Consider the following 23774-nt stretch of genomic DNA (forward strand, 5'->3'; position numbering starts at 1 on the left):
GGCACGCGGACGGGGTCGAGCAGCGGCCCCGGCCGTGGTCACTCGACGATCGTGATGAACCCCTCGGTCCACGCGTCCTCGTCGATCTCGTGCGGGTCGACCATGAAGCAGTCCGGCTCGTCGGCGAAGCCGGGCGTCGACTTCGCGCGCTCGATCCGCTCCCTGGCACGGCTCTCCGTCGAGTAGACGCCCAGCAACTTCAGGTCGTCGCCGTCCCACTCGTCCCAGGTCAGCTCGCCGTCTCCGTCGACGTGCTCGACCGGGGAGCCGTCGAGGTCGCGGGCGTGGCGGACGTGCCAGAGCAGGAAGACTTGCACGCACCCGATCTTACGAGGACGAGCCCTCGGCGCGTGACTGCTCGTCGGGGGCGGTGGGGCGGGCGAACACGTCCTCCGGGAGGAAGCAGCCGTAGTCCTGCAACGGCTGCGGCTCGTCCAGGACGAGTTCCTGGACGCGGCCGGCGGGCGACAGGCCGTCCGGGCGGTCCGGGACGCGGGCGCCGGGCAGTGGCGGGTCGCCGGCGCGGGCGGAGTCGGGGACGAGGTCGCCGTCGCGGTCGATCAACGCGTACGCGGCGTCGGCGACGTCGGCGACCGCCTCGGCCACCTCGGCGTCGGTGAGGCCCGGGTTCAGCTCCCGGTACGCCGCCCGTGCGGCGGCCATGAAGCGCTCCGGGTCGACCACCACGACGTCCCGGCGGGTTCGCACGCTGATCGTCATGCCGGCCACGGGGCCGCTCGGTTCGTCCACCTCACGATCGTAGGATCACCCGATCCGGTTCACGGCGTCGAGCACGTCGAGGTAGCCGTCACTCACCCGCCACAGGGCGTCCGAGACCGTCGTGAGCTTGCCGGGGCTCCAACGCCTGTCCTCGTAGGCACGCGTCTGGCGGCGCAGTGCCCGCAGGCTCACCGCCAGTTCGTCGCGCAGCCGGGACCGCAGCTCGTCCGCTCCCGGGGCAGGCAGCCTGACCTGCTCGCCACGCCCGTCGGCGAGCGCGGCGACCGTCTCCTCCACCAGCCCGTCCGCCGCGTCCCAGACCAGGGCGGGCCGGTCGACGTGGTGGTTCCAGACCGGTGCGCGCGCCGAGCGCCACAGCGCTCGGACCGGGTTCCTGGCCACTCGCGTCGCGTTGGCCCAGTGCTCCGAGCCGTGCGGCTCGCTCAACCACGGAACGTCGTCGACCGGCAGATCCACCACCACTGCGACGGTCACCTGTTCGAGATCACGTGGTGCACCGAGGATGTCCCCCACTGCCCACAGGCGCACCGCCCGCAACGGGTGGATCGAACCCGGCAGGCTCGCCAACTCGCCGCACTTGGCCGCCAACTCCTCGACGTGCCGCACCGCCCGTGACCACTTCACCCGACCATCCTCACCCGTTCCCGGACGTCGGCAGGTCCGCCATCACGGCACGCGGCAGCGACGGGTTCGCGGCGGTGGTCGCGCAGGCAGGGCGCGAGCGCCCGCGGCAAGGTGTGGGGGGTGGCGGGCGATCTCGCGGTAGACCTTGGGCGGAGTTCGGCCGCGACGCGGTGCGGACCGTCACCGCCGCCCGGTCAGCACGGTGACGTGGACGTGCTCGGTGAACGGCGCGTGCGGCTCCAGGGCGTCGCGGACCAGGTCGGTGAACGCCCGGCGGTCCGCCGGCAGCCGGTCGGCGGGCAGCGCCGAGAGGACACCGCCCACTATGGACTCCAGGTCCAGCGTGTCGGTGTAGTCGACCCCGTGCACGTCGACCCGGAACCCGGCGGCGGCCAGGCTTTCCCGGTACCGCGCCTGGCTCTCCTCGTCGGTGCCGCACGCGCTGCCGGCGGGCGTGCCCAGCCACTGCTCCAGGCACTCGCGCAACGCCCGCGACCAGTCCTCGTCCTGCAACCACAGGGGCGTGCCGTTGGTCAGCACGGCCACCCCACCGCCCGGCCTGACCAGCGGGTGCACCGCCCGGAACAGCTCGTCGTGCCGCATCCAGTGCAGCGCCTGACCGATCGTGACCACGCCGACCGACCCGTCGCCGAGCACCGCGCGCACCGCGGGCACGTCCGCGTCCGTCCCCACCACCCACGCCAGGTTCGCCGCACCCCGCTCCTCCCCCGCGCGGCGGGCGTGCGCCAGCATGTCCGGCTCGGGGTCGACGCCGATCACGGCGCGGACCCGGGCCGCCAGGGGCACGGTCACCTGGCCCGTGCCGCAGCCGAGGTCCACCGCGACGTCGTCCGGTGTCAGCCCGAACACGTCGACCACCGCGTCGAACACCGCCGGCGGGTACCCGCGCCGGTAGCGGTGGTAGAACTCGGCCACGTCACCCCGGAAGCCCTGTGCCATGCCGGACAGCGTGCCCACGCCCGCCGCACGGGCGGAAGCGATTGCGCTCACGGCGGAACGACGTCCACCTGGCGTGTGACGCGCGGGCCGATGTCCTGATCCCGCAGCGCAAGCCGTGTCCCGAGCGGCTCGAACCGGTCGGTATGTTCCCCGCATGGAGCAGGTGGTGGAGATCTACACCGACGGCGCGTGCAGCGGCAACCCCGGACCGGGCGGGTGGGGCGCCGTGCTGCGGTACGGGGCGCACGAGCGCGACCTGTTCGGCGGGGAGTCGTCGGCCACCACCAACAACCGGATGGAGCTGATGGCGCCGATCCGCGCGTTGGAGACCCTGAAGCGGCCGTCGGTCGTGCGGATCTACACCGACAGCACGTACGTCCGCAACGGCGTCCTGTCGTGGATGGCCAAGTGGAAGGCCAACGGCTGGCTCACGTCGGCCAAGCAGCCGGTCAAGAACGTCGACCTGTGGCAGCGCCTCGACGCTGCCGCCACGCCCCACGAGGTCGAGTGGCACTGGGTGAAGGGGCACGCCGGGCACCCGGAGAACGAACGCGCGGACCGGCTGGCGGTCCGCGGCGTCCGGGCGGCGATGGAGTCAGATCTGCGGGCAGACGTCGTACATGATGCGGAACAGGCGTGAGGACTCCGGGCTCTGCTCCGGCGGCAGGTCGAAGTAGCCCTTGGCGGCCTCGACGCACCGGGTGAGCAGGTCGTGCTCGGTGGACAGGGTGAACTCCCGGGACCGGTTGGTCTCCAGGGTCGCGTCGGCCTCCTCCTGCTTGCCCGACACGTCGGCGAGCGTGCGCTCCTGGTCGGCCCTGGTGGCCGCGAGCGCGTTGCGGTCGGCGCGTTCGCCCAGGTAGAGGACGGTGAACAAGCCCGCCACGAGGGCGAACACGGCGGCCAGCGCGGTCAGCGCGACGATCGGCGCCCGGCTGGGGCGCGCGGGTGGCGGCGGCGTGGGCTGGTGCTGCATCGACACGCCGTTCGGCGGGGTCGGCGGGGTCGGCGCGAACGAGGTCGGCGCGGGCGGGTTCGACGAGGGCGGCGTGAACGCCCGGTCGGGTTCTGGCGTGGTCATGTCGGCTCCCCGGCTCAGCAGTTGTCCGAGGCGCGGTCGACGGCGGGCCCGAGGGCCGCGTCATCGTCGTCCCGCGCCGCGATGATCGAGTCCCTGGCCGGGTCGGCGCACTTGTGCAGCTCGGCGTTCTGCGCCTCCAGCGTGGAGATCCGCCCGATGACGGTGTCGTTGGCCGACTCGGTCTCCTCCAGCCGCTCCTCGGCCTCGGCGAGCGACCGGCTCGTCTGGTCCAGGCGCTGGACCTCCAGGCCGTGCTCCTCCTTCGCCCCGGCGTACAGCACGATCGCCAGGACGGACGCGCCGACCAGGACCACGGCGAGCAGGCCCAGCAGCACGACGGCGGCACGTGGCCGGGGCCGCGGCGGTGGTGGCGGTGACGGGATCGACAGCGCGTGGTCGGTCATGTGGCCCCCTTGTTCCCTTGAGATGCCACGAAAGTAGGGACACCGGGGGTCACCGGCCAAGTGTCGGGCCGCCGGAAACTTCCGCTACCTGCCGGGGACCGCGCGCAACCCGTCCCCGGACCGGGCCGGTCCGCCGGATCCGGGGTCGCTCAGAGCCAGCCGTTGTCGTGCGCGGTGACGTAGGCCTCCGACCGGCTCGCCGCGCCGAGCTTGGCCACCGCCGCGGCCAGGTGGTTGCGCACCGTCCCGGCGGACAGGTGCGTCCGGCGCGCGATCACCGCCACCGGCGTGTCGTACTCCGCCAGCCGCAGCACCTCCAGCTCACGCGGCGTCAACGGGCACGGCGGCGTGGTCAGCGCGTCCGCCGCCAGCTCCGGGTCGACGTACCGGGCGCCGCCGTGCACCCGCCGGATCACGTCCGCCAGCGTGCCGCCCGGCGACCCCTTCGGCAGGAAGCCCTTCGCGCCGGTCGACAGCGCGCGTTGCAGGTGGGGCGGTTTGCCGCGCCCGGTCAGGATCACCACCGCGCACCCCGGCAACGACGAGGCCAGCGCCGCGGTCACCTCGAACCCGTCCAGCTCCGGCATCTGCAGGTCGACCACGGCCACGTCCGGCCGGTGCGCCAACGCCGCGCGCACCGCCTCCCGGCCGTCACCGGCCTGCGCCACGACCTCGATGTCCGGCTCCAGCCCGAGCAACGCCGCCACCGCGACGCGGATCAGCTCCTCGTCGTCGGCGAGCAGCACGCGTATCACGTCCGCACGGTCGCCACCAGCGTGAACACCCCGTCCTCCTCCCCGGTGCGCACCGTCCCGCCCACCCGGGCCAGCCGCTCGGCCAGCCCGCTCAACCCCGACCCGCGCGGCCCGCGCGCGCCGCCGGCAGCGCCGTCGTTCGCCACGGTCAGCCGCACCTCGTCGGCGCCCGCCACGACGTCGACCGAGCACCACCGCGCCCGGCTGTGCCGCAGCACGTTCGTCCCCGCCTCCCGCAACGCCCACGACAGCTCGCGCGCGGCCGCGGGCAACTCCGCCGGAACCGACACGGTGCACCGCACCCCGGCCGAGGTCAACACCTGCTCGATCGCCGACGCCTGCTCGGCCAGCTCCACGGTCCGGTACCCGCGCACGGCCTCCCGCAGCTCCGACAACGCCACCGACGCCAGCGCGCGCACCTCGTCCGCCTCCGCGGCCGCCCGCTCACCGTCCACGACCGCCAGCCGCGACGCCAGCTCCGCCTTCAGCGCGATCACGGTCAACCGGTGCCCCAGCAGGTCGTGCACGTCCCGGGCGAACCGCAGCCGCTCCTCGATCACCGCCAGCCGCGCCCGCGCCTCACGCCCCCGCTGCGCCTGCACGACCAGGTCCCACAACCACACCGGCAGCACGTGCATCAGCGCCAACCCGACACCGACGCCACCGGCGACCACCAACGCGCGCAACGGATCCGGCGACACCACCGCGGCCACCGCGACCACCAGGGGCGCCACCGCCCACGACCGCCGCCGAACCAGCACCGGCGCCGTGGCGACGAGCGCCGCGCCGACCCATGCCCACGTGTCCCACCGCCCCACGGCCACGGGTGCCAGCAACGGCACCGACAGCAGCGACGCCGCCACGAACGCCACGTCCCACCGGCCCCGCGCCACACCCGGCGTCACGGCCGCGTAGAGCACGCCCGCGTGCGTGGCGCCGAACAGCACCACGCCGACCAGCCCCGCCACCACCCAGGCCGGCCGGGTCTCCAGCAGCACGCCGACACCCGGCCCGACCAGGCTGGTCGACCACGCCACGCCCAGCGACACGAGCGTGAGCACCCTCGCCTGCCGCATCACGCGCTCACCATGCCAGCGACACGCCGACGAACGCGTCGACCACGGCGCACGCCAGCGCGTACCAGGTCGGCACGACGAGGTTGGCGCGGAAGTGCGCGAGGTCCCAGCCGGCGTGCGCCAACCAGCCCGCCGCGACCAGGTAGCGGCCGACCTCGGGGTCGACCAGCAGGGCGATCCCCGCCACCGCGCCGAACCCGACCACACCCGCCACCTGCGCCCACACCAGCCGGGTGCGGCGCACCTCGGCGCGCAGCAGCCCCGCGACCAGGTAGACCAACGCGCACGCGACCAGGCCCCACGTGCCGAACCCGGTCCAGTCGTCGTCGCCGTCGGACACGATCGCGATGCCCAACGCCGTCGAGATCACCAAGGAGAGGATCGAAGAACGTCTCATGGCCACCACGTTGGGGCCGGCCGCGCACAAGCCCCACCCCCGCGGTGTCACGAAGAACCCGTGCGAAACGCATGGTCCGACCATGCGTCAGCGCAGCACGGTCGCCAGCCGCCGCATCCCCTCGACGATCTCGTCCACCGCGTTGGTGGTGAACGACAGCCGCAGCGTCGACCGGTCCGGCGTCGTCGCGTAGAACGGCGCGCCCGGCACGAACGCCACGTCCCGCGCCAACGCCGCCGTGATCAACGACGAGGTGTCCACCTCGCCCGGCAGCTCCACCCACACGAACATGCCGCCGTCCGGGTCGCTCCACCGCGTGCCGGCGGGCACGGTCGAGGGCAGCGCGCCGATCATCGCGTCCCGCCGCTCCCGGTAGGCCGCGCACAGCCCGCGGATGTGCTCGTCCAGGTCGTTCGCCTTCAGGTACGCCGCCGCCGCGGCCTGGTCGATGGTCGACGTGTGCAGGTCCGCCGCCTGCTTCACGATCACCAGCGTGCGCATGATCGACGCGGGCGCGCGCAGCCAGCCCAGCCGCATGCCGGGCGCGCCGACCTTGGAGAAGCTGCCCGCGTGCAGCACGCGGTCGCTCATCGAGGCCAGCGACGGCACGGGCTCGCCCCGGTAGCGCAGCTCGCCGTACGGGTCGTCCTCGACGATCCACAGGCCGTGCCGGTCGGCCACCGCGGCGATCTCGGTCCGCCGCCGCGCGGTCAACGTCCGGCCGGTCGGGTTCGCGAACGTCGGCACCAGGTACAGCAGCTCCGGCCGTTCCCGCTCGATCACCTCGGCCAGCGCGGCCGGGTCCATGCCGTGCTCGTCACCCGCGACGGGCACGATCCGGGCGTCGGCGAGCTGGAAGCACTGCAACGCGGCGAGGTAGGTCGGCTCCTCCACCGCGACGACCGCGCCCGGCTCCAGCAGGGCGGTCACGACCAGCGTCAACGCCTGCTGCGAGCCGGACGTGACCAGCAGGTCCTCGACCGCGGTCGGCAGGCCGCGCCGGGTCAGCCGGTCGGCGACCAGGCCGCGCAGGTCCACGTCGCCCTCGGTGGGCGCGTACTGGAGGGATCGGCGTGACAGGGCCTGGTCGAACGCCGTGCGCAGGCCCTCGACGTCGAACAGCTCGGGCGCGGGCAGGCCGCCCGCGAACGAGATGACCTCGGGCCGGGAGGTGAGGGCGAGCAGGTCGCGGACCGGCGAGCCGGCGAACGTGCGCGGCATGGGAGGGCTCCTCGAAAGGTCGAGCGGAAGGGTTCACGCGGTTGTGCCACGCATGAGGTAGGCCGCACTGGGGTCGAGGCGCCGAACCCATCCTACCTTTCCGACTCGTGTTGACAGCGTATATGCCGACGGAGCTATATTTCTGCCATGGCATCTACGTTCGCCGTGCTCGCCGACCCGCACCGGCGCCGGATCCTCGACGTGCTGCGCGGGGGCGAGCGACCGGTCAACGACCTGGTCGACGGGCTGTCGGTGAGCCAGCCGACGGTGTCCAAGCACCTGAAGGTGCTGCGCGAGGCCGGGCTGGTCGAGGTCAGGCGGGACGCCCAGCGGCGGCTCTACCGGCTGCGGCCGGGACCGCTGGCCGAGGTCGACGCCTGGCTCGCGCCGTACCGGCGGATGTGGGAGGACAGCCTGGACGCGTTGGAACGGCGACTGGACGCGATCGACGGATCGGACGGGAGGGACTCGTGAGCACCGAGTTGAGGCGGATCGACGGCAAGCCCGTGCTGAGGTTCGAACGGGTGCTCGCGCACCCGCCGTCCAAGGTGTGGCGGGCGGTGACCGAGCCCGCCGAGCTGGCGCACTGGTTCCCGGCGGCGGTGGCGATCGACGGCCGGGAGATCACGTTCTCCTTCCCCGACCAGGTCACCACCGGCGAGGTGCTGGAGTCCGACCCGCCGAAGGTGTTCGCGTTCCGCTGGAACACCGACGTGCTGCGGTTCGAGCTGCTGCCGCACGAGCGCGGCTGCCTGCTGGTGTTCACGCACGTCCTCGGCGACGAGCACGGCGCCGGGCGCAACGCCGCCGGCTGGGACACCTGCCTCGCGGGCCTGGAGGCGCGGCTCGCCGACCGACCGTTCGAGCCGCCGGCGGACGTGCGCGGCCCGATGGAGCACTACATCCGCGAGTTCGGGCTGGACGAGGGCCGGGTGGACGAGGGCGTGGTGCGGTTCGTCCGCGACCTCGTCTGGCGCCCGCTGGACGAGGTGTGGGCGCTGCTCACCGACGGCGAGGACGGCGTGCCGACCCGGGCGTCCAACCCGCACGTGCCGGCCGGCCCGCTGGTCGAGCGGACGCCGCCGCGCGTGCTGGCGTTCGACTCGCCCACCGGCCGGGTGCGCTGGGAGTTCCGGCACGACCCCGACCGGGGCACGACGGTCGAGCTGACGCACGCGCTCGCCGACCCCGCGTTCGCCCCGCGGGCGCTCGCGGCCTGGCACGCGCACCTGGAGCTGTTCTTCGCGGCCACGTTCGGCGACGTCCGCCCGTGGCCGGCGGACCGGGTCGCCGAGCTCGTCGGCCACTACAGCAGCTGAGCGTCCACGCGGGCCAGGTGGTCGCGGCCGAACGGCCCGTTCTCCAGCCCGTCCACCAGCACCGGGGGCAGGTCGGCGCGGATCTCGGCGGAGCGCGACGCGGCGGCCAGCGCGACGGTCGCGACCGTGTCCACGTCACCGGTGAAGGCGACGCACGCCCTCAGCACCGAGCTCAGCGAGCCGCCGCCGGCCAACGCGGTCAACGCCGCGCGCACGCTCATCACGCCCTTCGACCCGACCTTGCCCCGCCACGGCCGCGCCCACACGTCGGAGCCGAGCCGTGCGGCGATCCACGAGCCGACCTCCGCCACCGGACCGAGCCCGTGGTGGCAGTAGTGCACGGCCAACGCCGCCGCCCGCGCCGACGCCACACCGTCCGGCGTGTCGTGGGTGACCTTGGCCTGCACGTCGGTGTGGTGCAGCACGTCGGCCACGGTGGGCAGCAGCCCGGCCGGGGCGGCCCGCATCGCCGCCCCGCTCTTGTCGCTGTCGGGACGGATGCGGGCCAGGAACTCCGCGCCGGTGTGCACGCTCTCCAGGAAAGCCTGGAAACCCCGCGCGTAGCCCTCGCGCGGATCGCGGTGGAACGCCGTCACGAACGCCGACGCCACCGACTCGGGCGTCCACGGCTCGCCGGAGACCCGCAACTCCGCCAACGCCAGCGTCATCTGCGTGTCGTCGGTGTACGCGCCGGGGCGAATGCCCGGGTGCCGCGGGTGCCGCACGTACCCGGCGAGGGTGTTGTGGCTGGTCACGAGCGATGGGTCGGCGTACTCGAAGCCCGCGCCGTACGCGTCCCCGATGGCCAGTTCGACAAGCATGAACCACACCGTATAGCGCGTTATAACTGTTTCGATATATCCCTTTTCACCCGGTCGAGTGGTACGAATCTCGTGACCCAAGACACCCTGTGCGCGAGTAATCGCGTGTCTTCGGAATCGAGGAACCTTGCGAATCACCAGGTTGATCCCTGCGCTCGCGGCCGCGTTGCTCTCCCTGCTCACCCTCGCGCCGTCCGCGTCGGCCACGCCGGCGGCGGAGGGTGGCGTGACGCCGTACATCATCGGCGGGAGCTACGCGAGCAACGCCCCGTGGGCGGCCCGGCTGTTCTCCAACGGCAGGCAGACGTGCAGCGCGACCATCATCGCGCCCACGTGGATCCTGACCGCGAAGCACTGCGTCAGCGGCGGCGGGCTGTCGTTCCGCATCGGCAGCCTCGACCAGACCTCCGGCGGCACGATGGCCAACGGCGTCCAGACGCACAACCACTCGTCGGACCTCTCGCTGGTCCGGCTCGACCGCTCCGTGTCCGCGACCTACGCCCGGCTCGGCCAGCCCGGCTCGGTCACCGTGGGCCAGAACGTGCAGGTCTACGGCTGGGGCGCGACGTCCCGGTGCGGCTCGGAGATCAACTGCCAGTCGCAGTACCTGAAGGTCGCGAACGTGACCGTCACCGGCGGCTGCACCGACGCCTACGGCGGCAACGCGATCTGCGCCCGGCGCGGCGACGGCATCACCGCGGGCGGCGACTCGGGCGGTCCGATGATGGCCGGCGGCGTGCAGGTCGGCGTGGCGTCCACCAGCGACCGGCAGACCACCACCGCCTACACCAACGTGACGCGGTACCGGTCCTGGATCCAGTCCATCGCGGGCGTCTGATCCCCCGCGCGGGGCTGGGGCGTCACAGCACGCCCCAGTCCCGCGAGCGGGCCATCAGGTGGCCGTGCACCAGCGCCACCGACGGGTTCGCCAGCCCGCCGACCCTGGTGGCCAGGAACAGCGTGTTCAACGGCGGCACGACCGCCTGGTGCGCCAACTCCACCGACCCGGCCGCCAGCGCCGGGTCGGCCAGGTACCGCGGCAGCGCCGACACGCCGGCCCCCGCGACGACCGCCGCCAGCACCGCCCGCAGGTCCGGCACCACCACCGCGACCGGGTTGGGCGGGCGGCGGCCGAACTCGCTGCGCCAGTACCGCCGCACGATCGGCAGCTCCTCCGCGTACGCGACCAGCGGCAGGTGCGCCAACGCGCGCACCGGGTCGGACGCCAGCAGCGCGCGGTCGATCGTGCGCACCAGCGTCGGCGCGCCGACCAGCACGAACTCCTCGTCCACGAACGGTGTCGCGACCACCGCCCGGTCCGCGGGCCGCACCGCCGACACCACCAGGTCCAGCCTGGCGTTGACGAGCGCGGCGAGCAGGTCGTCGGCCAGGCCGAGGGTGATCCGCAGCCGCAGCCCGCGCGTGGTCAACGGGGCCAGCGCGGGCAGCACCCGTGCGGCCACGACCTCCACCGCGCCCGCCAGGTGAACGGTGCCCGCGTACGCCTCCCGATCGTCCACTTCGGACAGCGCCGACCGCAGCTCGTCCACGTGCGCGCCGACCCGGCGGGCCAGCGCGTCGGCGCGCGCGGTCGGCGTGACACCGCGGCTGGAGCGCACGAACAGCGGCTCGCCCAGCTCCCGCTCCAGCCGGGCCAGGTGCCCGCTCACCGCCGGCTGGGTGAGGCCGCGGCGCCCGGCGGCGGCGCTCAGCGAGCCGGACCGGTAGATCTCCACGAACGTGGCCAGCAGGTCGAGGTCGGCCACCGCAACTCCAGAGCTATAAGGACGCTTATGGCCGGCCGAACGCTACCGGATGAAACGTGATGGGGTGGTCGTTGTCCGAGCAGTACAGCGACTTCTCGAAGGGAACGAAACGGATGAGCAGGGTTCTCGTGGTCGTCTCGGCGGCCGACCGGCTGGTGCTGGCCGACGGGTCGAGCCACCCCACCGGGTTCTGGGCGGAGGAAGTGGTCGAGTCGGTGCGCGTGCTGCGGGACGCGGGCGTGCGGGTGGACATCGCCACGCCGGGCGGCGTGCGGCCGACCGTGGACGCGGTCAGCCTGACCGACGGGTTCGGCGCGTACCTGGCGTCCATCGACGACGAGCTGGCGGCGCCGCTGCGGCTGGCGGACGTCGACGTGGCCGACTACGACGGCGTGCTGCTGCCCGGCGGGCACGGCCCGATGGCGGACCTGGCGTCCGACGCGGACCTCGGCCGGCTGCTGGTGGCGTTCGACGACGCGGGCAAGGTCGTCGGCGCGCTGTGCCACGGCCCGGCCGGGCTGCTGTCCGCGGTGCGCGAGGACGGCTCGTTCGCGTTCGCCGGGCGGCGGCTGGCGGTGTTCACCGACGAGGAGGAACGCCAGGGCGGCCTGGCGGTGCCGTACTTCGTGGAGGCGCGGCTGCGCGAGCTCGGCGCGGTCCCGCAGCCGGGTCCGGCGTGGTCCAGCACGGTCGTCGTGGACGGCAACCTGGTCACCGGCCAGAACCCTCAGTCCAGTGTGGACACCGCGCGGCGGGTGCTGGAAGCGTTGTCGTAGGCCGATCGCGCGGCCTCGATCTCGTCCTCGTGCCGCAGCGCCCACCGTCCCAAGGGGACGACGAGGTCCAGCAGGGAACGGCCGAGCGCGGTCGCCGCGTACGTCACGCCGGCGGCCTTGCCCGGCCGCACGTCCCGGCTGACGAGGCCGTCGCGCTCGAGGGTGCGCAGGGTGCGGGTGAGGATGCGGCGGCTCAGCCCGTGCACCGCGCGGTCCAGCTCGTTGAAGCCGTAGGGCCGTTCGACGAGCAGGGCCAGCACCAGCAGGCTCCACTTGTCGCCGACCCGGGCCAGCACGCCGGACACCGAGCAGGCGGCGCGGTCGGCGGTCGTGACCGGCGCGGGGACCAGTGACATGGATGTGCCTTCTTCCGGGTCGTCGCGGTGCGCACCAGGCTCCAGGTTATGGCGAACGCGGTGATCACGGGCGGCACGAACGGCATCGGCCGGGCCTTGGCGGAACGGCTCGCGGACGAGGGGCACCGCGTCGCGGTGGTGGGCCGGTCGGCCGCCGCGCCGGACGGTGTCGAGCTGATCCGCGGCGACCTCGGCACGGTCGCCGGCACGACGGCGGTGGCCGACGAGGTGACGGCGCGGTTCGACGTGGTCGACCACCTCGTGCTCGGCGCGGGCCGGTTCACCCCGCGCCGCGTGGTCACCGCCGACGGCTTGGAGCACTCGTTCGCGCTCTACGCGGTGAGCCGGTTCGCGCTGGTGGAACGGTTGCTGCCGGTGCTGGAGCGGTCCGCCGCGCCGGTGGTGGTGAGCCTGTGCGGCGTGGCCGGGCTGCGCGGTCCGGGCATCCAGTGGGACGACCTGGCGCTGAGCCGCCGGTTCCGGGCGTTCGGGGCGGTCAGCCAGGGCGCGCGGGCCGCCGACCTGCTCGGCGCGGGGTTCGCCGACCGGCACCCGGGCAGCGCGGTGCGGTACGTGCTGCACAACCCGATGTTCGTGGACAGCGGGCTCGGCGCGCAGGTCGGCGGCCCGCTCGGCCGGGCGCTGGACCTGCTGGCCCGGCTGTTCGCCCGGTCGACGGCCGACGCGGCGGGCCAGGTCCACCGGTTCCTGGCGGACCCGCCCACCGCCGCCCTCACCGCGTCCCGCGCGGGCGCGCCGGTCGACCTGGCCAGGCCCGAGTTCGACCGGGCCACCGCCGCCCGGCTCTACGCCGTGCTGGAGGACATCACCGCCTCGGCGCGGTGACGCGGCACGACGGCGAGCACCACCCCGCCGACGACGGTCGCGAGCCCGCCGGCGGCCAACGCGCCCGCCGGGCCGAACCCCGTGCCCGCCAGGGCGATCAGGGCCGCGAGCCCGATCGAGCCGCCGACCTGCTGCGACGTGGTGGTCAACGCCGACGCCACGCCCTGCTCGGCGTCGGCCACCCCGGACGAGGCGGCCACGAACATCGCCGGGAACGTGAGCCCGCCGCCGACGCCCCACACCAGCAGCCCCGGCAGCAGGAGCGCGAACCCGCCGTCCCACGCCATCGCGCCCGCCAGCAGCGCGAGGCCGAGGCCGTTGACGACCATCCCGACCACCAGCGTGGTCCGCACGCCCCACCGGGCGATCGCCGCGCCGGTGCCCTTGAGCGACGCGGTCATCGACACCAGGGTCAGCGGCAGGAACGCCAACCCGGCGGCCAGCGGCCGGTAGCCCAGCCCGTCCTGCAAGTAGGTCGTGAACAGGTAGTACGCGCCGCCCAGCGAGCTCTGGAACACCAGCACCACGCCGATCGCGCGGACCAGCGCCCGGTTGCCGAACAGCCGCAGCGGCACCAGCGGATCGCGGGTCCGCCGTTGCACGGCCAGGAACACGGCGAGCACCACCACCCCGCCCGCCGCCGCGAGCCCGCCGCGGACCCAGCCCGATTCCGGGCCGGTGACCAGCCCGAACACCACCAGCACCGACCCGGCGGTGGCGAGCAGCGCGCCCGGCACGTCGAACCGCCGCCGCTCACCGGCGACCCGGTCGGCCGGCAGCACCGACACCGCGAGCGCGGCGGCACCCGACGACAACGGCGCCAGCACGAACAACGTCCACTCCCAGCCGAACGCGTCGGTCAGGACGCCGCCGAGCAACGCGCCCGCCGCCAACCCACCGCTGCCCGCCGCTCCCCACACCGACAACGCCCGGGTCCTGCTCGGACCCTCGGCGAACGTCGTGCTGATCAACGCCAGCGTCGCCGGCGTCAGCAACGCGCCACCGACGCCCTGCACCGCGCGCGCCCCGACCAGCACACCGGGCGTCGTAGCGAGCCCGCCGATCAGGCACGCCAGCCCGAACACCACCAGCCCGGCTACGAACGCCCGGCGCGCGCCGAGCCGGTCGACCACCCGGCCCGCGCAGAGCAGGAGCCCGCCGAACGCGACGGCGTAGGCGCTGACCACCCATTGCAGGGACTGGCTGGAAAAGCCGAGCGCACGTCCGATGTCGGGCAGCGCCACGTACACGATGTTGTAGTCCACGGCCACGATGAACTGGGCAAACGCCAGCAACGCGATCGCGAGCCCGGCACGGGTGCGTGCCGGGGCCACTGTGGTGTCCACGCGTGATTCACCCCGTATTTTTACTGCACGGCGTATAGTTTCAACACGGCGGACAGTACAGCAACGCTGTAGAGTGTCAACCGTGGGAGACCGAGTGCCCAACCGGAGGGCGCGGCTGCGCGCGGAGACGTCGGCCGAGATCAAGGCGATCGCGCTCAAGCTCATGGCGACCGGCGGCCCGGACGCGATCTCGCTGCGCGCCATCGCCCGCGAGATGGGCATGACGGCCAACGCCATCTACGGCTACTACGCCACCCGCGACGACCTGGTCACCACGCTGATCAACGACGTCTACGCCGACCTCGTGCGGCACCTGGAGGCGGCCCGCGACGCCCGGCCGGCCGACGACGCGGCGGGCCGGATCCTGGCGTGGGCGCAGACCCTCCGCACCTGGTCGCTGGCCAACCCGGAGGGCTTCCGGCTCATCTACGGCGACCCGGTGCCCGGCTACCAGCCGCCGGCCGAGGGCGTGGAGGCCGAGCAGCGGGCGTGCGCGGCCCTGCTCGGCCTGGTCGCCGACGCCTGGCCGAACGCCGCCCGACGGCAGTCGCACGGCGGGCACGAGTGGTCGGACTTCGACCCGCACGCCGTGGAGCTCGCGCGGGCCGAGCACCCGGACCTGCCGCCGGCGGCCCTCGCGCTGACCTTGCGGGTGTGGGGCCGGATGCACGGCCTGGTCGCGCTGGAGGTGTACGGCCACCTGCGCTCGCAGACCCGTGAGCCGGGCAAGGTCTACCGGGCCGAACTGGCCGACCTGATCTCGTCGCTCGACCTGGCCTGACCACCCGGCCGCACCGCACGACACCCGGCCTTGCCGGAACGCCGTGCGTCAGCGGACCGTTGTCAGCAGACCACCGGCGTCAGCGGAGCACGCGGAACCGCAGGTGCACGACGTCGTCCGCTTCGGTCGCCTCGATCCGCTCCAGCTCGGCGGCCGGGAGGCCGTCCAGCAGCCGCGAGCCCCCGCCGAGCAGCACGGGCACCAACTGGAGCCGGATCTCGTCGACCAGCCCGGCGCGCAGCACGTGCCGAGCCGACTCCGCGCCCGCCATGACCAGCACGTCCTTGTCCCCCGCCGCGGCACGGGCCTGGGCGATCGCGCTCTCCGGGCCGTCGGCGACGAACGTGAACGCCGCCGACTTCATCGCCAACGGCGCGCGCCGCTCGTGCGTGAGCACGAAGCTCGGCACCGGGAACGGCGTGTCCTGCCAGTACTTCAGCCCCAGGTCGAACGTCCGCCTGCCCAGCACGACCGCGCCGACCGTCGCCGCGAACGCCGCGTCGCCGTCCGCCCCCTCGGCGAACAGCCACTCGTGCAGCCGCTCGCCGCCCTCGCCCATCGGGTGCTCCTCGCCCACGTTCGGCCCGGCGCTGTAGCCGTCGAGCGACACGGAGCCGTTCAGCACGACCTTCGTCACGGTGGTCCTCCAGCGAACTCGACGCGCACCCCCAGCAGGCGCACGGCACGGGCGTCCTCGAATCTTGCCAACGCCGCCACGGCCGCGTCCTCGATCTGCTCCGACTCCATGGTCGGCTCCCCCAGCGACACACCCCGCGTGCAGGTGAAGAACGGCACGAACCGCACCTTCACCACCACCCGGATCGCGGGCCGCCCTTCCGCCCGCACGTCCTCGACCACCCGCCGCGCGAGCAGCCGGACCTGCTCGCGGATCTCCGCCGGATCGGTCAGGTCCCGCTGGAACGTCGTCTCCCGGCTGCGCGACTTGGCCACCCACGGCGTCGCGGTCACGGTCGTGTCGCCCGCGCCCAGCGCCAGCTGCCGCAAGTGCGGCCCCATCGCCGGCCCGAACCGCGCCGCCAGCACCTCCGGCTCGGCCCGCGCCAACTCCTCGACCGTGCCGATGCCCAGCTCCGCGAGCTTGGCCGCGGTCCGCGACCCGATGCCCCACAACGCGGTCACCGGCCGTCCGGCCATCACCTCGACCCAGTTGTCCCTGGTCAGCCGGTACACCCCGGCAGGCTTGGCGAACCCGGTGGCGAGCTTGGCGCGCAGCTTGTTGTCGCCGATGCCGACCGAGCACTCCAGCCCGGTCCCTTCCTTGACCGCACGGCGCGCGGTGTCGGCCAACGCCTCCGGGTCGTCGGTGCGCGCGCCCAGGAACGCCTCGTCCCAGCCGAGCACCTCGACCACCACGGGCAGCTCCCGCAGCACGTCCATCACGTGCGCGGACACCTCCTCGTACGCAGGCGCGTCGGACGGCAGGAACACCGCGTCCGGGCACTTCTTCTTCGCCAGCCGCAACGGCATCCCCGAGTGGACGCCGAACTCCCTCGCCTCGTAGGACGCCGTGGCCACCACGGCGCGCTGCGTCGGGTCGCCTGCTCCGCCGACGACCACGGGCCTGCCGCGCAACTCGGGCCGGCGCGCCACCTCGACCGCCGCGATGAACTGGTCGAGGTCGACGTGCAGGACCCAGTCCGATCCGGACACCACGCCAGTATCGCCGTGGGAGGCTGCGACCGTGCGACCGGAAGAACTGGCCCACCTTCGCCGGGCACGGGACCTGATGGACCGCGAGTACGCCCGTCCGCCGGACGTGCCCGCCATGGCGCGCGCCGCGCTCATGTCGCCGTCCCACTTCGCCCGGCAGTTCAAGCCGGCCTACGGCGAGACGCCCTGCACATCGCTCGGCTCGTTCAGCTCGCGGTTCACCGAGCTGGTCGGCGAGACGCCCAGCGCCTACCGGGCACGCCGCCACGACGAGGTCGCCGCGGTGCCCGCGTGCTGGTCCAAAATGGTCACCCGCCCGAGCAGATTCCGAGAAGCACGAGCCTGACCAGCGCGGTCAGGTTCCCGGCATGGGCATGAAGATCTCGCACACGTTCCTGCAAGTACGCGACCAGCAAGAGGCGCTCGTCTTCTACCGCGACGTGCCGGCCTCGACGTGCGCACCGACGCGCAGATCGAGCGGTTCCGCCGGCTGTCCGTCGGTCCGGCCGGCCGGACCGACGTGGAGATCGTCCTGGAGGAGCCGCGCATGGGCAGGCCCGCGGACGACGCGACCGCGATGATGGAGCTGCCGGCCAAGGGCTCCCTGGGCGCGGCCATCTTCCGGGTCGACGACTGCGACGCCACGTTCGAGCGGCTCCGCGCGGCGGGCGCGGAGGTCATGCAGGAGCCGATGGACCAGGTGCACGGGGTGCGCGACCGCGCGTTCCGCGACCCGTCGGCCAACCACCTGAGGTTCTCCGGACCGCTCAAGGGCTGAGCCGCGCGGTGTCGCGGCGGCCTGGTCCGTGACACGATCAAGGCGTGTCGACCAGCCCACGCGACCGTGACGAGCAGGGCCGCGCCCGCAACGCGCGCCCCCGCGACGGGCTCGGCCGCCCGCTCCCCTACGGACTGCAGGGCGTCGAGCGCCAGCCCGAGGGCGTGCCGCGCACGCCCGAGGAGTCGCTCGTCGAAGCACAGCGCCTGCTCGACCTCGGCCGGCCGTTCCACGCGCACGAAGTGCTGGAGGACGCGTGGAAGGCCGCGCCCGAACCCGAGCGGGAGCTCTGGCGCGGCCTGGCGCAGCTGGCCGTGGGCATGACCCACGCCGCGCGCGGCAACGCCTCGGGCGCTTCGGCGCTGCTGAACCGCGGCGCGCGCAACATCACGCCCTACCGTGACGACCCGCCGCACGGGGTGGACGTGGCGGGCCTGGTCGCCTGGGCCGCCACGGGCGCCGGCGTACCGCGGCTGACCGGGGATTCGTGACGTCCTGATCACGCTCGGCGTCCACGCCGCCGAACGCGGGGCCGTTGACCCACCCGGGCCTCGAAGTGCGGCCGAACGCGCGCTTGGGGGACCGTGCGGCGGGGTAACTGGTGGTCACCCACCTCACCAGGGAGGTTTCCCGTGTTAGCGATCATCGCCGCGGTCATCTTCGGCCTCGCCCTCCTGCTCGACCTGGCGAACGCCTCGCTGGGCTCGGTCCTGGACGGCGGGACGCTGCTCTTGGCGGGCCTGCTGTGCGTGGCGTTGCACCTGGCCGGCGTCGGCGCCGGCGCGCGGGCGCTGAGCTTCCGCCGTCGCCGCTAGGAGAGCCCGCTAGGAGAGCACGGCCCCCGCCCGGTGCGGGGGCCGTCCCGGATGGACAATCGGCGCGTGGACGTGTCCGCGCGCCGATTGGTCAACCAGCCGCCCGAAGTGGTGGCGCGGTACGCGATGGACTGGCGCCACGACCACGAGTGGACGCGGGGCATCAAGCGCGCCGAGCTGAGCGCGCCCGCGCCCGGCGGCGGGTTCGGCGTCGGCGCGGAGGTCACGCGCACGGCGCACTTCCTCGGCAGGCGCATCGACTACGTGCTGCGGGTCGTGGCGCACGAGCCGCCGACGCTGCTGGAGATGAAGTCGGTCGCCGGGCCGTTCCCGATGCACGTCACCTACCGGTTCGACACCTACCGGTTCGACACCGCCCACGCCGGCGGCACGATGGTGTCCATCCGCGTGCGCGGCGACGCGGGCCGGCACTACCGGCTGGTCGGCCCGCTCGTGGCGCGGTTCGTGCGCGCGAACCTCCGCAAGGACCTCCGCGCCCTCTCCCGCCACGTCGGCTGACGACACGGCGGGTGGACGACGACGGCGGTTCAGCGGTGCGGTGGCGGCACCGTGAGCAGGCACGCCACGCACGGCATCCCCTCGGGCTCCGGCAGCAGCTCCGCCATGTCCAGGTCGAGCTGCTCCCCGCACAGGGTCAGCAGCGTCGACCGCGTGCCGTCGTCCGGTAACGGCGCCAGGTGGCAGCTCCGCTCCCACTCGCCGACGAGGTCACCGCGCTTGCGCACGAGCAGGACGGGCTCGGTGTGATCCAGTGCCATGACGAAACGTCCTCTCCCCAGAGACCCTCAGTCTGGCACCGCTCCCAGAACCGCGCGACCACCGTTTTTCGACTTCACGGGCCTCACGGTGGATATGCTCCGCCGGTGATCAGGGTGCTGCGGGACTTCTCGACCGGTGTCGGACTGCTCGGCCAGGGCTTCTCGCTGGTGTTCCGCTCGCCGAAACTGCTGCTCATCGGCGCCATCCCGGCGTTGATCACGACCGTGCTGCTGATCGGCGGCCTGGTCGGGCTCGCGCTGTGGATCGACGAGATCGCCGCCTGGGTCACGCCGTTCGCCGATGACTGGAACGAGGGCCTGCGCGCGGCCACCCGGTTCGCCGCCGGCTTCTCGATCATCGGCGCGTTCGTCGCGATCGGACTGCTGCTGTTCACCGCGATCACGCTGATCATCGGCGGACCGTTCTACGAGCACATCGCGGAGACCGTCGAGGACACCCACCTCGGCGGCGTGCCCGAGGCCGAGCAGGTGAGCTGGCTGAAGTCGGCGGCGGTCGGCGTGCGGGACGCGGTCGTGCTCGTCGGCATCGCGATCCTGCTCGCCATCCCGCTGTTCGCCGCCGGGTTCATCCCGGTCGTCGGGCAGACGGTGGTGCCGGTGGTCGCGGTGCTCGTCAACGCGTCGCTGCTGGCGATCGAGCTGACCGGCATCCCGTTCACCCGGCGCGGCCTCAAGCTCGACGTGCGCAGGCGGACGCTGCGCAAGCGGCGCGCGGTCACGCTCGGCTTCGCCGTGCCGACCTACCTGCTGTGCCTGATCCCGTTGGCGGCGCTGGTGGTGCTGCCGGCGGCGATGGCAGGCGGCACGGTCCTCGCGCACCGCCTGCTCCACGACCAGATCAGGTGAACGGCACCCACGCCTGCCGCGCCAACCCGTCGATCCGGTCGACGCCCACGCCCACGGCGGAGACCGTCCACAGGTCGTCGCCGATCACCAGCGCCCGGCGGATGCCCGGGTCGTAGGTCGACTGCTCGTGCCGGACGGTGCCCAGCGCGGAGAACGCGCCGTCACCGAGCCGCAGCACCAGCAGGCCGCCCGCCGCCGACCCGCTCGCGCCCGACCCGAACACCGGCAGCACCACCAGGTCGCGGGCCGGCCAGTACAGGAACGCGTGCGGGTCGAACTCGACCTCCGAGCTCGCGCCCGGCAGGTGGTGGCCCGCGACCTTGGCAGGCGTGGCCGGGTTCGACACGTCGAACAGCGACACCTGCGTGCCGGTGACGCGGCCCTGCTCCGTGGCCTCCTGGCCGACGCCGATCAGCTTCCCGTCACCGGCGGGGTGCAGGTAGGCGGAGTAGCCGGTGATCTTCAGCTCGCCGACCTTGCGCGGCTCGGCCGGGTCGGACAGGTCCAGCGTGTAGAGCGGGTCGACCTGCCGGAACGTCACCACGTACCCGACCGGCCCGGCGAACCGGACGCTGTAGATCCGCTCGCCGACGCCGAGCCCGTCGACCTTGCCGACCTCCGCGAGCTTCGCGCCGTCCCGCTTGAGCACGGTGACCGCGCTCTGCGTCGCGGGCGTTCGAGAGGGGACTCCCGGCGCGTCACCGGAGGTCGTCGCCACGCGCAGGTGGCCCTGGTGCTCGGACAGCGAGTACTGGTTGAGCAGCGTGCCCGCGACCTGCCCGGAGGCGACGTGCTTCGGCGGGCCCGGCTGCGACACGTCGAACTGGTGGATCGCCGTGGTCGCGGGCGTGGTCGGCGCAGACCGCGTCATCGGCCGCAGGTGGTGGTCGTCGGCCACGTACAGCGACGTGCCCGTGCCGTACACGGTGTCGCCGTCGGCCACGATCGTCACCGCGTCGCCGTTGCCCAGCTCGCCCGGGAAGTCGAACGTCAGCACGGAGAGCATCGACGTGGCCGAGTGCTCCTGGGGGTGGCTGACCCGGTCGCACGCGACCAGCGCGCCCTCCGAGCGCGAGCCGTCGACGTCGGACAGCTCGTAGCGCGGCAGCCACGACTCGATCGGTGCGGTGGCGACCAGTTCCCGGTTCGCGATCAGGGACTCCGCCTCGCTGCGGCCGTTCGTCGGGTACACCCACGGCAGCCGCGGTCCCGAGTGCACGACCACCCGCACCACGCCGCCGACCTGCCGCGCGTCGACGTACCGGCCGTCCACGTTGAGCGTGCCCAGGACGCGCGGCGCGGCGGACAGGTCGACCAACGTCACCGACGAGTCCTCGGCGTACACCTCGGTGGGGCTGTCGAACTCGACCGCCCGCTCCGCGACGCCGTGCCGGGCGCCGATGAGGAGCGCGCGGTCCTCGTGCAGCAGCAGTTGGGAGGCGTGGCCGCCGGGCACGTCGAGCGTGCCGGTGAGCCGGCGGGTGGCCACGTCCAGCACCCTCAGCTTGCCGTCGGCCACCGTCACGACCCGCTTGCCGTCGGTCTTGACCAGGTCCGGCTCGTCGACGCCCGCCTCGTGCGCGTTCGTCTTGGAGTGCTCGGGCACGGCGGCGGCGTCGCGCGCCGTGCCGCCCACCCGCGTGCCCGCCTGGCTCTCCATCGCGACGTCGCCGTCGGTCTTGGCCAGGAAGGTGTGACCACCCACCCCGTGCGCGCCGACGTGCGGCGAGATCGCCTGCCGCAGCTCGGCCAGCGCGGTGTCGCACGTGTCGAACGCCACGAGCTCCACCGGCACGGCCTCGATCGGCGGCACGATCCGCCAGTCCTCCGCCTCGGTGGGCACGGCGGAGGCCGCGCTCACCCCCACCACCAGTGCCGCGCCGCCGAACAGCGCCGCACGCGTACCCCAGGACCATCGCCTCATGCACCCAGGACGGGACTGACGGGGCAAAGGGTTGCGCGGCCTCGGTTGCGGCCCGGGCATAGGCCGATCGGCCGCACCCGGGGCGACATGATTGAGTAGGGCAGGACCGATTGCCCAACGCCCTCGCGTCCGGGGGCGGAGCGACCACAGGAGAGTCAAATGGCCCCGAGCAAGCCCGAGGTCGAGCCGTACGAGGGCGCCCCGCCCGCCGACCTGGTGATCGAGGACATCACCGTCGGCGACGGGCCCGAGGCGGCCCCCGGTCAGCTCGTGCACGTGCACTACGTCGGCGTGTCTCACTCGACCGGCGAGCAGTTCGACGCCTCCTGGGACCGCGGCGAGGCGTTCAGCTTCCCGCTGGGCGGTGGCCGCGTCATCGCCGGCTGGGACCGCGGTGTCGCGGGCATGAAGGTCGGCGGCCGGCGCAAGCTGGTCATCCCGGCGCACCTGGGCTACGGCGACCGCGGCGCGGGCGGCGTGATCAAGCCCGGCGAGACGCTGATCTTCGTTGTGGACCTGCTCGGCGTGAACTAGTACCCGGCACGGCCCGGTTGCGACCTCTGCTCCGTTCGGAGCATTCGACCCGAGGTCGGAACCGGGCCGTTCCCGATTGCGTCATCCTGTGTGGACCAACCGCGCGTCATCTTCGAGGGGGAGAGCCGTCGTGCCCGAGGACATCGGCGCGTCCGAGCGGATGCTCGGCCAGTGGCAGCAGAGCATCGAGCAGAAGGCCGAGCGCTACCAGGAGATGGCCGCCCGCGTGCAGGGCATGACCATCTCCGAGGCGTCGCGCGACGGCTCGGTGAAGCTCACCATCGGCTCGAACGGCATCCTGACCAACCTGGAGATCGCCGAATCCGCGCGGGACAAGCGGATGGCCGAGGTGTCGGCCGAGGTGATGAGGACGTTGCAACGCGCGCAGGCGCGCATCCCGGAACTGCTCCAGCAGGCCATGGCCGAGACCATCGGCACGCAGGACGAGACGGCCAACGTGCTGTTCAACGAGGCCAAGCGCAACTTCCCCAGCCCGCCGCACGAAGAGCCCGCGCCGCCGCCGGTGGGCCGTGAGATGCGCTTCGGGATCGAGGACGACGACACGCCCGCGCCGCCCGCCTCGCGGCCCGGACCGCCGTCCACGCCACCGTCCGCCCCGCCGCCCACGCGCCGGCCCGCGCGCAGGCCGGACGAGGACGACGACTTCGGCGGACAGTCCTTCCTTTCCTGACCAGCCTTCCAGGGGGATCACATGGCCGGTTTCGAGATCGTCGCCGACACGCTCGAGGCGCACGGCAAGCAGCTGGACGACCTGGGCTCGCGGCTTCAGGGCGCGGTGGACGCGGCGAAGACGGTGAGCATGCCGACCGACGCCTACGGCATCATCTGCCAGCCGTTCCGGATGATGCTCGACCCGGTCGAGCAGTACGGGCTGGACGCGCTCCAGGGCGCGGTGGAGGCGATGGACGCCGCCGGCAAGGCCGTGAAGGGCACCGTCGACCAGTACCGGGAGATGGAAGAGGCGATCCGCGACAGCTTCAAGGCCGGTGACTGATGGCGGGGGAGAACCCGCTGGTCGAGGCGCCGCCGGCGGAGTCGGGGTCGTTCTTCAACGCCGGTACCGGTGACAACGGGTGGGCGACGGGGATCTCCATCGCGGAGTCGGCGATGGACAC

34 protein-coding genes are annotated in these 23774 nt (G+C 73.5%); 16 read left to right on the forward strand and 18 right to left on the reverse strand.

Going from position 1 to position 23774, the window contains the following annotated elements:
- Nucleotides 1-38 precede the first annotated feature (38 nt).
- From LNK82_RS43210 to LNK82_RS43225, 4 genes are all read right to left on the reverse strand, one after another.
- A complete protein-coding gene (locus LNK82_RS43210; RefSeq protein WP_230572612.1) occupies nt 39-317 on the reverse strand; it encodes a DUF7336 domain-containing protein in 279 nt (92 codons plus the stop codon).
- 10 nt (nt 318-327) lie between these two features.
- A complete protein-coding gene (locus LNK82_RS43215) occupies nt 328-750 on the reverse strand; it encodes a hypothetical protein (RefSeq protein WP_230572613.1) in 423 nt (140 codons plus the stop codon).
- Between the two features lie 15 nt (nt 751-765).
- Nucleotides 766-1365 (reverse strand): DUF7711 family protein, encoded by a 600-nt coding sequence (locus LNK82_RS43220; RefSeq protein WP_230572614.1) that lies wholly within the window; start codon nt 1363-1365, stop codon nt 766-768.
- Between the two features lie 180 nt (nt 1366-1545).
- Entirely contained in the window at nt 1546-2376 is an 831-nt protein-coding gene (locus LNK82_RS43225; RefSeq protein WP_230572615.1) for a class I SAM-dependent methyltransferase, read from the reverse strand.
- Nucleotides 2377-2479: 103 nt separating this feature from the next.
- Between LNK82_RS43225 and rnhA the strand changes: the two genes are divergently transcribed.
- Complete coding sequence (gene rnhA, locus LNK82_RS43230; RefSeq protein ID WP_230572616.1) at nt 2480-2965, forward strand: ribonuclease HI; 486 nt, start codon at nt 2480-2482, stop codon at nt 2963-2965.
- Here the strand turns inward: rnhA and LNK82_RS43235 are convergent.
- From LNK82_RS43235 to LNK82_RS43260, 6 genes are all read right to left on the reverse strand, one after another.
- The gene (locus LNK82_RS43235) at nt 2921-3406 is read right to left on the reverse strand and encodes a hypothetical protein (RefSeq protein ID WP_230572617.1); all 486 of its coding nucleotides are present in this window, start codon (nt 3404-3406) and stop codon (nt 2921-2923) included. The two genes, rnhA and LNK82_RS43235, sit on opposite strands and share 45 nt — an antisense overlap.
- A gap of 14 nt (nt 3407-3420) precedes the next feature.
- The gene (locus tag LNK82_RS43240; protein WP_230572618.1) at nt 3421-3810 is read right to left on the reverse strand and encodes a hypothetical protein; all 390 of its coding nucleotides are present in this window, start codon (nt 3808-3810) and stop codon (nt 3421-3423) included.
- 149 nt (nt 3811-3959) lie between these two features.
- Nucleotides 3960-4565 carry a response regulator transcription factor gene (locus LNK82_RS43245; protein ID WP_230572619.1) on the reverse strand — a complete coding sequence of 202 codons (606 nt, stop codon included), beginning with the start codon at nt 4563-4565 and terminating at the stop codon, nt 3960-3962.
- Nucleotides 4562-5641 carry a sensor histidine kinase gene (locus LNK82_RS43250; RefSeq protein ID WP_230572620.1) on the reverse strand — a complete coding sequence of 360 codons (1080 nt, stop codon included), beginning with the start codon at nt 5639-5641 and terminating at the stop codon, nt 4562-4564. The genes LNK82_RS43245 and LNK82_RS43250 overlap by 4 nt, the downstream gene beginning before the upstream one ends.
- Nucleotides 5642-5648: 7 nt before the next feature.
- A complete protein-coding gene (locus tag LNK82_RS43255) occupies nt 5649-6038 on the reverse strand; it encodes a hypothetical protein (RefSeq protein ID WP_230572621.1) in 390 nt (129 codons plus the stop codon).
- 87 nt (nt 6039-6125) lie between these two features.
- Nucleotides 6126-7259, reverse strand: coding sequence for an aminotransferase-like domain-containing protein (locus tag LNK82_RS43260; protein WP_230572622.1), 1134 nt, complete (start codon nt 7257-7259; stop codon nt 6126-6128).
- 147 nt (nt 7260-7406) lie between these two features.
- Between LNK82_RS43260 and LNK82_RS43265 the strand changes: the two genes are divergently transcribed.
- Entirely contained in the window at nt 7407-7733 is a 327-nt protein-coding gene (locus tag LNK82_RS43265; RefSeq protein WP_230572623.1) for an ArsR/SmtB family transcription factor, read from the forward strand.
- The gene (locus LNK82_RS43270) at nt 7730-8578 is read left to right on the forward strand and encodes an SRPBCC family protein (RefSeq protein WP_230572624.1); all 849 of its coding nucleotides are present in this window, start codon (nt 7730-7732) and stop codon (nt 8576-8578) included. The genes LNK82_RS43265 and LNK82_RS43270 overlap by 4 nt, the downstream gene beginning before the upstream one ends.
- Here the strand turns inward: LNK82_RS43270 and LNK82_RS43275 are convergent.
- On the reverse strand, nt 8566-9399 hold the full coding sequence (locus LNK82_RS43275) for an ADP-ribosylglycohydrolase family protein (protein ID WP_230572625.1): 834 nt from the start codon (nt 9397-9399) through the stop codon (nt 8566-8568). The genes LNK82_RS43270 and LNK82_RS43275 overlap by 13 nt on opposite strands.
- A gap of 127 nt (nt 9400-9526) precedes the next feature.
- On the opposite strand from LNK82_RS43275, the gene LNK82_RS43280 reads away from it, so the two are divergent.
- Nucleotides 9527-10237, forward strand: coding sequence for a S1 family peptidase (locus LNK82_RS43280; protein ID WP_372470807.1), 711 nt, complete (start codon nt 9527-9529; stop codon nt 10235-10237).
- 22 nt (nt 10238-10259) lie between these two features.
- On the opposite strand, the gene LNK82_RS43285 is transcribed toward LNK82_RS43280, so the two are convergent.
- Entirely contained in the window at nt 10260-11165 is a 906-nt protein-coding gene (locus LNK82_RS43285; protein ID WP_230572627.1) for a LysR family transcriptional regulator, read from the reverse strand.
- Nucleotides 11166-11278: 113 nt separating this feature from the next.
- On the opposite strand from LNK82_RS43285, the gene LNK82_RS43290 reads away from it, so the two are divergent.
- Nucleotides 11279-11941: a type 1 glutamine amidotransferase domain-containing protein gene (locus LNK82_RS43290; protein ID WP_230572628.1), complete on the forward strand. Its 663-nt coding sequence runs from the start codon at nt 11279-11281 to the stop codon at nt 11939-11941.
- On the opposite strand, the gene LNK82_RS43295 is transcribed toward LNK82_RS43290, so the two are convergent.
- Nucleotides 11893-12297, reverse strand: a complete 405-nt coding sequence (locus LNK82_RS43295; RefSeq protein WP_230572629.1) for a winged helix-turn-helix transcriptional regulator — start codon at nt 12295-12297, stop codon at nt 11893-11895. The two genes, LNK82_RS43290 and LNK82_RS43295, sit on opposite strands and share 49 nt — an antisense overlap.
- 48 nt (nt 12298-12345) lie before the next feature.
- Between LNK82_RS43295 and LNK82_RS43300 the strand changes: the two genes are divergently transcribed.
- Complete coding sequence (locus LNK82_RS43300; protein ID WP_230572630.1) at nt 12346-13143, forward strand: SDR family NAD(P)-dependent oxidoreductase; 798 nt, start codon at nt 12346-12348, stop codon at nt 13141-13143.
- On the opposite strand, the gene LNK82_RS43305 is transcribed toward LNK82_RS43300, so the two are convergent.
- On the reverse strand, nt 13104-14489 hold the full coding sequence (locus LNK82_RS43305; RefSeq protein ID WP_230572631.1) for an MFS transporter: 1386 nt from the start codon (nt 14487-14489) through the stop codon (nt 13104-13106). The two genes, LNK82_RS43300 and LNK82_RS43305, sit on opposite strands and share 40 nt — an antisense overlap.
- An 82-nt stretch (nt 14490-14571) precedes the next feature.
- Here LNK82_RS43305 and LNK82_RS43310 point away from each other — a divergent pair, with 82 nt between their 5' ends.
- Nucleotides 14572-15270: a TetR/AcrR family transcriptional regulator gene (locus LNK82_RS43310; RefSeq protein WP_230572632.1), complete on the forward strand. Its 699-nt coding sequence runs from the start codon at nt 14572-14574 to the stop codon at nt 15268-15270.
- Nucleotides 15271-15349: 79 nt separating this feature from the next.
- Here LNK82_RS43310 and LNK82_RS43315 read toward each other — a convergent pair whose 3' ends face one another.
- Both LNK82_RS43315 and LNK82_RS43320 read right to left on the reverse strand, forming a co-directional pair.
- The gene (locus LNK82_RS43315) at nt 15350-15907 is read right to left on the reverse strand and encodes a dihydrofolate reductase family protein (RefSeq protein WP_230572633.1); all 558 of its coding nucleotides are present in this window, start codon (nt 15905-15907) and stop codon (nt 15350-15352) included.
- Complete coding sequence (locus LNK82_RS43320) at nt 15904-16941, reverse strand: DNA polymerase IV (protein ID WP_230572634.1); 1038 nt, start codon at nt 16939-16941, stop codon at nt 15904-15906. The genes LNK82_RS43315 and LNK82_RS43320 overlap by 4 nt, the downstream gene beginning before the upstream one ends.
- 31 nt (nt 16942-16972) lie before the next feature.
- Here LNK82_RS43320 and LNK82_RS43325 point away from each other — a divergent pair, with 31 nt between their 5' ends.
- From LNK82_RS43325 to LNK82_RS43345, 5 genes are all read left to right on the forward strand, one after another.
- Entirely contained in the window at nt 16973-17287 is a 315-nt protein-coding gene (locus LNK82_RS43325; protein WP_230572635.1) for a helix-turn-helix domain-containing protein, read from the forward strand.
- A 108-nt stretch (nt 17288-17395) separates the two neighbouring features.
- The gene (locus tag LNK82_RS43330; RefSeq protein ID WP_230572636.1) at nt 17396-17719 is read left to right on the forward strand and encodes a VOC family protein; all 324 of its coding nucleotides are present in this window, start codon (nt 17396-17398) and stop codon (nt 17717-17719) included.
- Nucleotides 17720-17763: 44 nt separating this feature from the next.
- Nucleotides 17764-18210 (forward strand): DUF309 domain-containing protein, encoded by a 447-nt coding sequence (locus tag LNK82_RS43335; protein ID WP_230572637.1) that lies wholly within the window; start codon nt 17764-17766, stop codon nt 18208-18210.
- A 141-nt stretch (nt 18211-18351) separates the two neighbouring features.
- Entirely contained in the window at nt 18352-18534 is a 183-nt protein-coding gene (locus LNK82_RS43340; protein ID WP_106620345.1) for a hypothetical protein, read from the forward strand.
- 66 nt (nt 18535-18600) lie between these two features.
- Nucleotides 18601-19053: an SRPBCC family protein gene (locus tag LNK82_RS43345; protein WP_230572638.1), complete on the forward strand. Its 453-nt coding sequence runs from the start codon at nt 18601-18603 to the stop codon at nt 19051-19053.
- 29 nt (nt 19054-19082) lie between these two features.
- Here LNK82_RS43345 and LNK82_RS43350 read toward each other — a convergent pair whose 3' ends face one another.
- Entirely contained in the window at nt 19083-19313 is a 231-nt protein-coding gene (locus LNK82_RS43350; protein WP_230572639.1) for a hypothetical protein, read from the reverse strand.
- Between the two features lie 114 nt (nt 19314-19427).
- On the opposite strand from LNK82_RS43350, the gene LNK82_RS43355 reads away from it, so the two are divergent.
- On the forward strand, nt 19428-20180 hold the full coding sequence (locus tag LNK82_RS43355) for an EI24 domain-containing protein (RefSeq protein WP_230572647.1): 753 nt from the start codon (nt 19428-19430) through the stop codon (nt 20178-20180).
- Here LNK82_RS43355 and LNK82_RS43360 read toward each other — a convergent pair.
- Nucleotides 20173-22104, reverse strand: coding sequence for a beta-propeller domain-containing protein (locus tag LNK82_RS43360; RefSeq protein ID WP_230572640.1), 1932 nt, complete (start codon nt 22102-22104; stop codon nt 20173-20175). The genes LNK82_RS43355 and LNK82_RS43360 overlap by 8 nt on opposite strands.
- A gap of 159 nt (nt 22105-22263) precedes the next feature.
- Here LNK82_RS43360 and LNK82_RS43365 point away from each other — a divergent pair, with 159 nt between their 5' ends.
- The 3 genes from LNK82_RS43365 (at nt 22264) to LNK82_RS43375 (ending at nt 23653) form a co-directional block, all read left to right on the forward strand.
- Nucleotides 22264-22638, forward strand: coding sequence for an FKBP-type peptidyl-prolyl cis-trans isomerase (locus tag LNK82_RS43365; RefSeq protein WP_230572641.1), 375 nt, complete (start codon nt 22264-22266; stop codon nt 22636-22638).
- A 130-nt stretch (nt 22639-22768) separates the two neighbouring features.
- Nucleotides 22769-23329, forward strand: a complete 561-nt coding sequence (locus LNK82_RS43370) for a YbaB/EbfC family nucleoid-associated protein (protein ID WP_230572642.1) — start codon at nt 22769-22771, stop codon at nt 23327-23329.
- Between the two features lie 21 nt (nt 23330-23350).
- Nucleotides 23351-23653, forward strand: coding sequence for a type VII secretion target (locus LNK82_RS43375; protein ID WP_230572643.1), 303 nt, complete (start codon nt 23351-23353; stop codon nt 23651-23653).
- Nucleotides 23654-23774 lie beyond the last annotated feature (121 nt).

The organism is Saccharothrix luteola, assembly GCF_020859565.1.
In the GTDB taxonomy this organism is placed as follows: Bacteria; Actinomycetota; Actinomycetes; order Mycobacteriales; family Pseudonocardiaceae; genus Actinosynnema; species Actinosynnema luteola.

What these genes read in the sequence shown, in the direction of transcription:
- rnhA (WP_230572616.1), top strand. Translation starts at nt 2,480, where the DNA reads ATGGAGCAGGTGGTGGAGATCTACACCGACGGCGCGTGCAGCGGCAAC.
- LNK82_RS43235 (WP_230572617.1), bottom strand. Translation starts at nt 3,406, where the DNA reads ATGACCACGCCAGAACCCGACCGGGCGTTCACGCCGCCCTCGTCGAAC.
- LNK82_RS43240 (WP_230572618.1), bottom strand. Translation starts at nt 3,810, where the DNA reads ATGACCGACCACGCGCTGTCGATCCCGTCACCGCCACCACCGCCGCGG.
- LNK82_RS43250 (WP_230572620.1), bottom strand. Translation starts at nt 5,641, where the DNA reads ATGCGGCAGGCGAGGGTGCTCACGCTCGTGTCGCTGGGCGTGGCGTGG.
- LNK82_RS43255 (WP_230572621.1), bottom strand. Translation starts at nt 6,038, where the DNA reads ATGAGACGTTCTTCGATCCTCTCCTTGGTGATCTCGACGGCGTTGGGC.
- LNK82_RS43260 (WP_230572622.1), bottom strand. Translation starts at nt 7,259, where the DNA reads ATGCCGCGCACGTTCGCCGGCTCGCCGGTCCGCGACCTGCTCGCCCTC.
- LNK82_RS43265 (WP_230572623.1), top strand. Translation starts at nt 7,407, where the DNA reads ATGGCATCTACGTTCGCCGTGCTCGCCGACCCGCACCGGCGCCGGATC.
- LNK82_RS43275 (WP_230572625.1), bottom strand. Translation starts at nt 9,399, where the DNA reads ATGCTTGTCGAACTGGCCATCGGGGACGCGTACGGCGCGGGCTTCGAG.
- LNK82_RS43290 (WP_230572628.1), top strand. Translation starts at nt 11,279, where the DNA reads ATGAGCAGGGTTCTCGTGGTCGTCTCGGCGGCCGACCGGCTGGTGCTG.
- LNK82_RS43295 (WP_230572629.1), bottom strand. Translation starts at nt 12,297, where the DNA reads ATGTCACTGGTCCCCGCGCCGGTCACGACCGCCGACCGCGCCGCCTGC.
- LNK82_RS43300 (WP_230572630.1), top strand. Translation starts at nt 12,346, where the DNA reads ATGGCGAACGCGGTGATCACGGGCGGCACGAACGGCATCGGCCGGGCC.
- LNK82_RS43350 (WP_230572639.1), bottom strand. Translation starts at nt 19,313, where the DNA reads ATGGCACTGGATCACACCGAGCCCGTCCTGCTCGTGCGCAAGCGCGGT.
- LNK82_RS43360 (WP_230572640.1), bottom strand. Translation starts at nt 22,104, where the DNA reads ATGAGGCGATGGTCCTGGGGTACGCGTGCGGCGCTGTTCGGCGGCGCG.
- LNK82_RS43365 (WP_230572641.1), top strand. Translation starts at nt 22,264, where the DNA reads ATGGCCCCGAGCAAGCCCGAGGTCGAGCCGTACGAGGGCGCCCCGCCC.
- LNK82_RS43375 (WP_230572643.1), top strand. Translation starts at nt 23,351, where the DNA reads ATGGCCGGTTTCGAGATCGTCGCCGACACGCTCGAGGCGCACGGCAAG.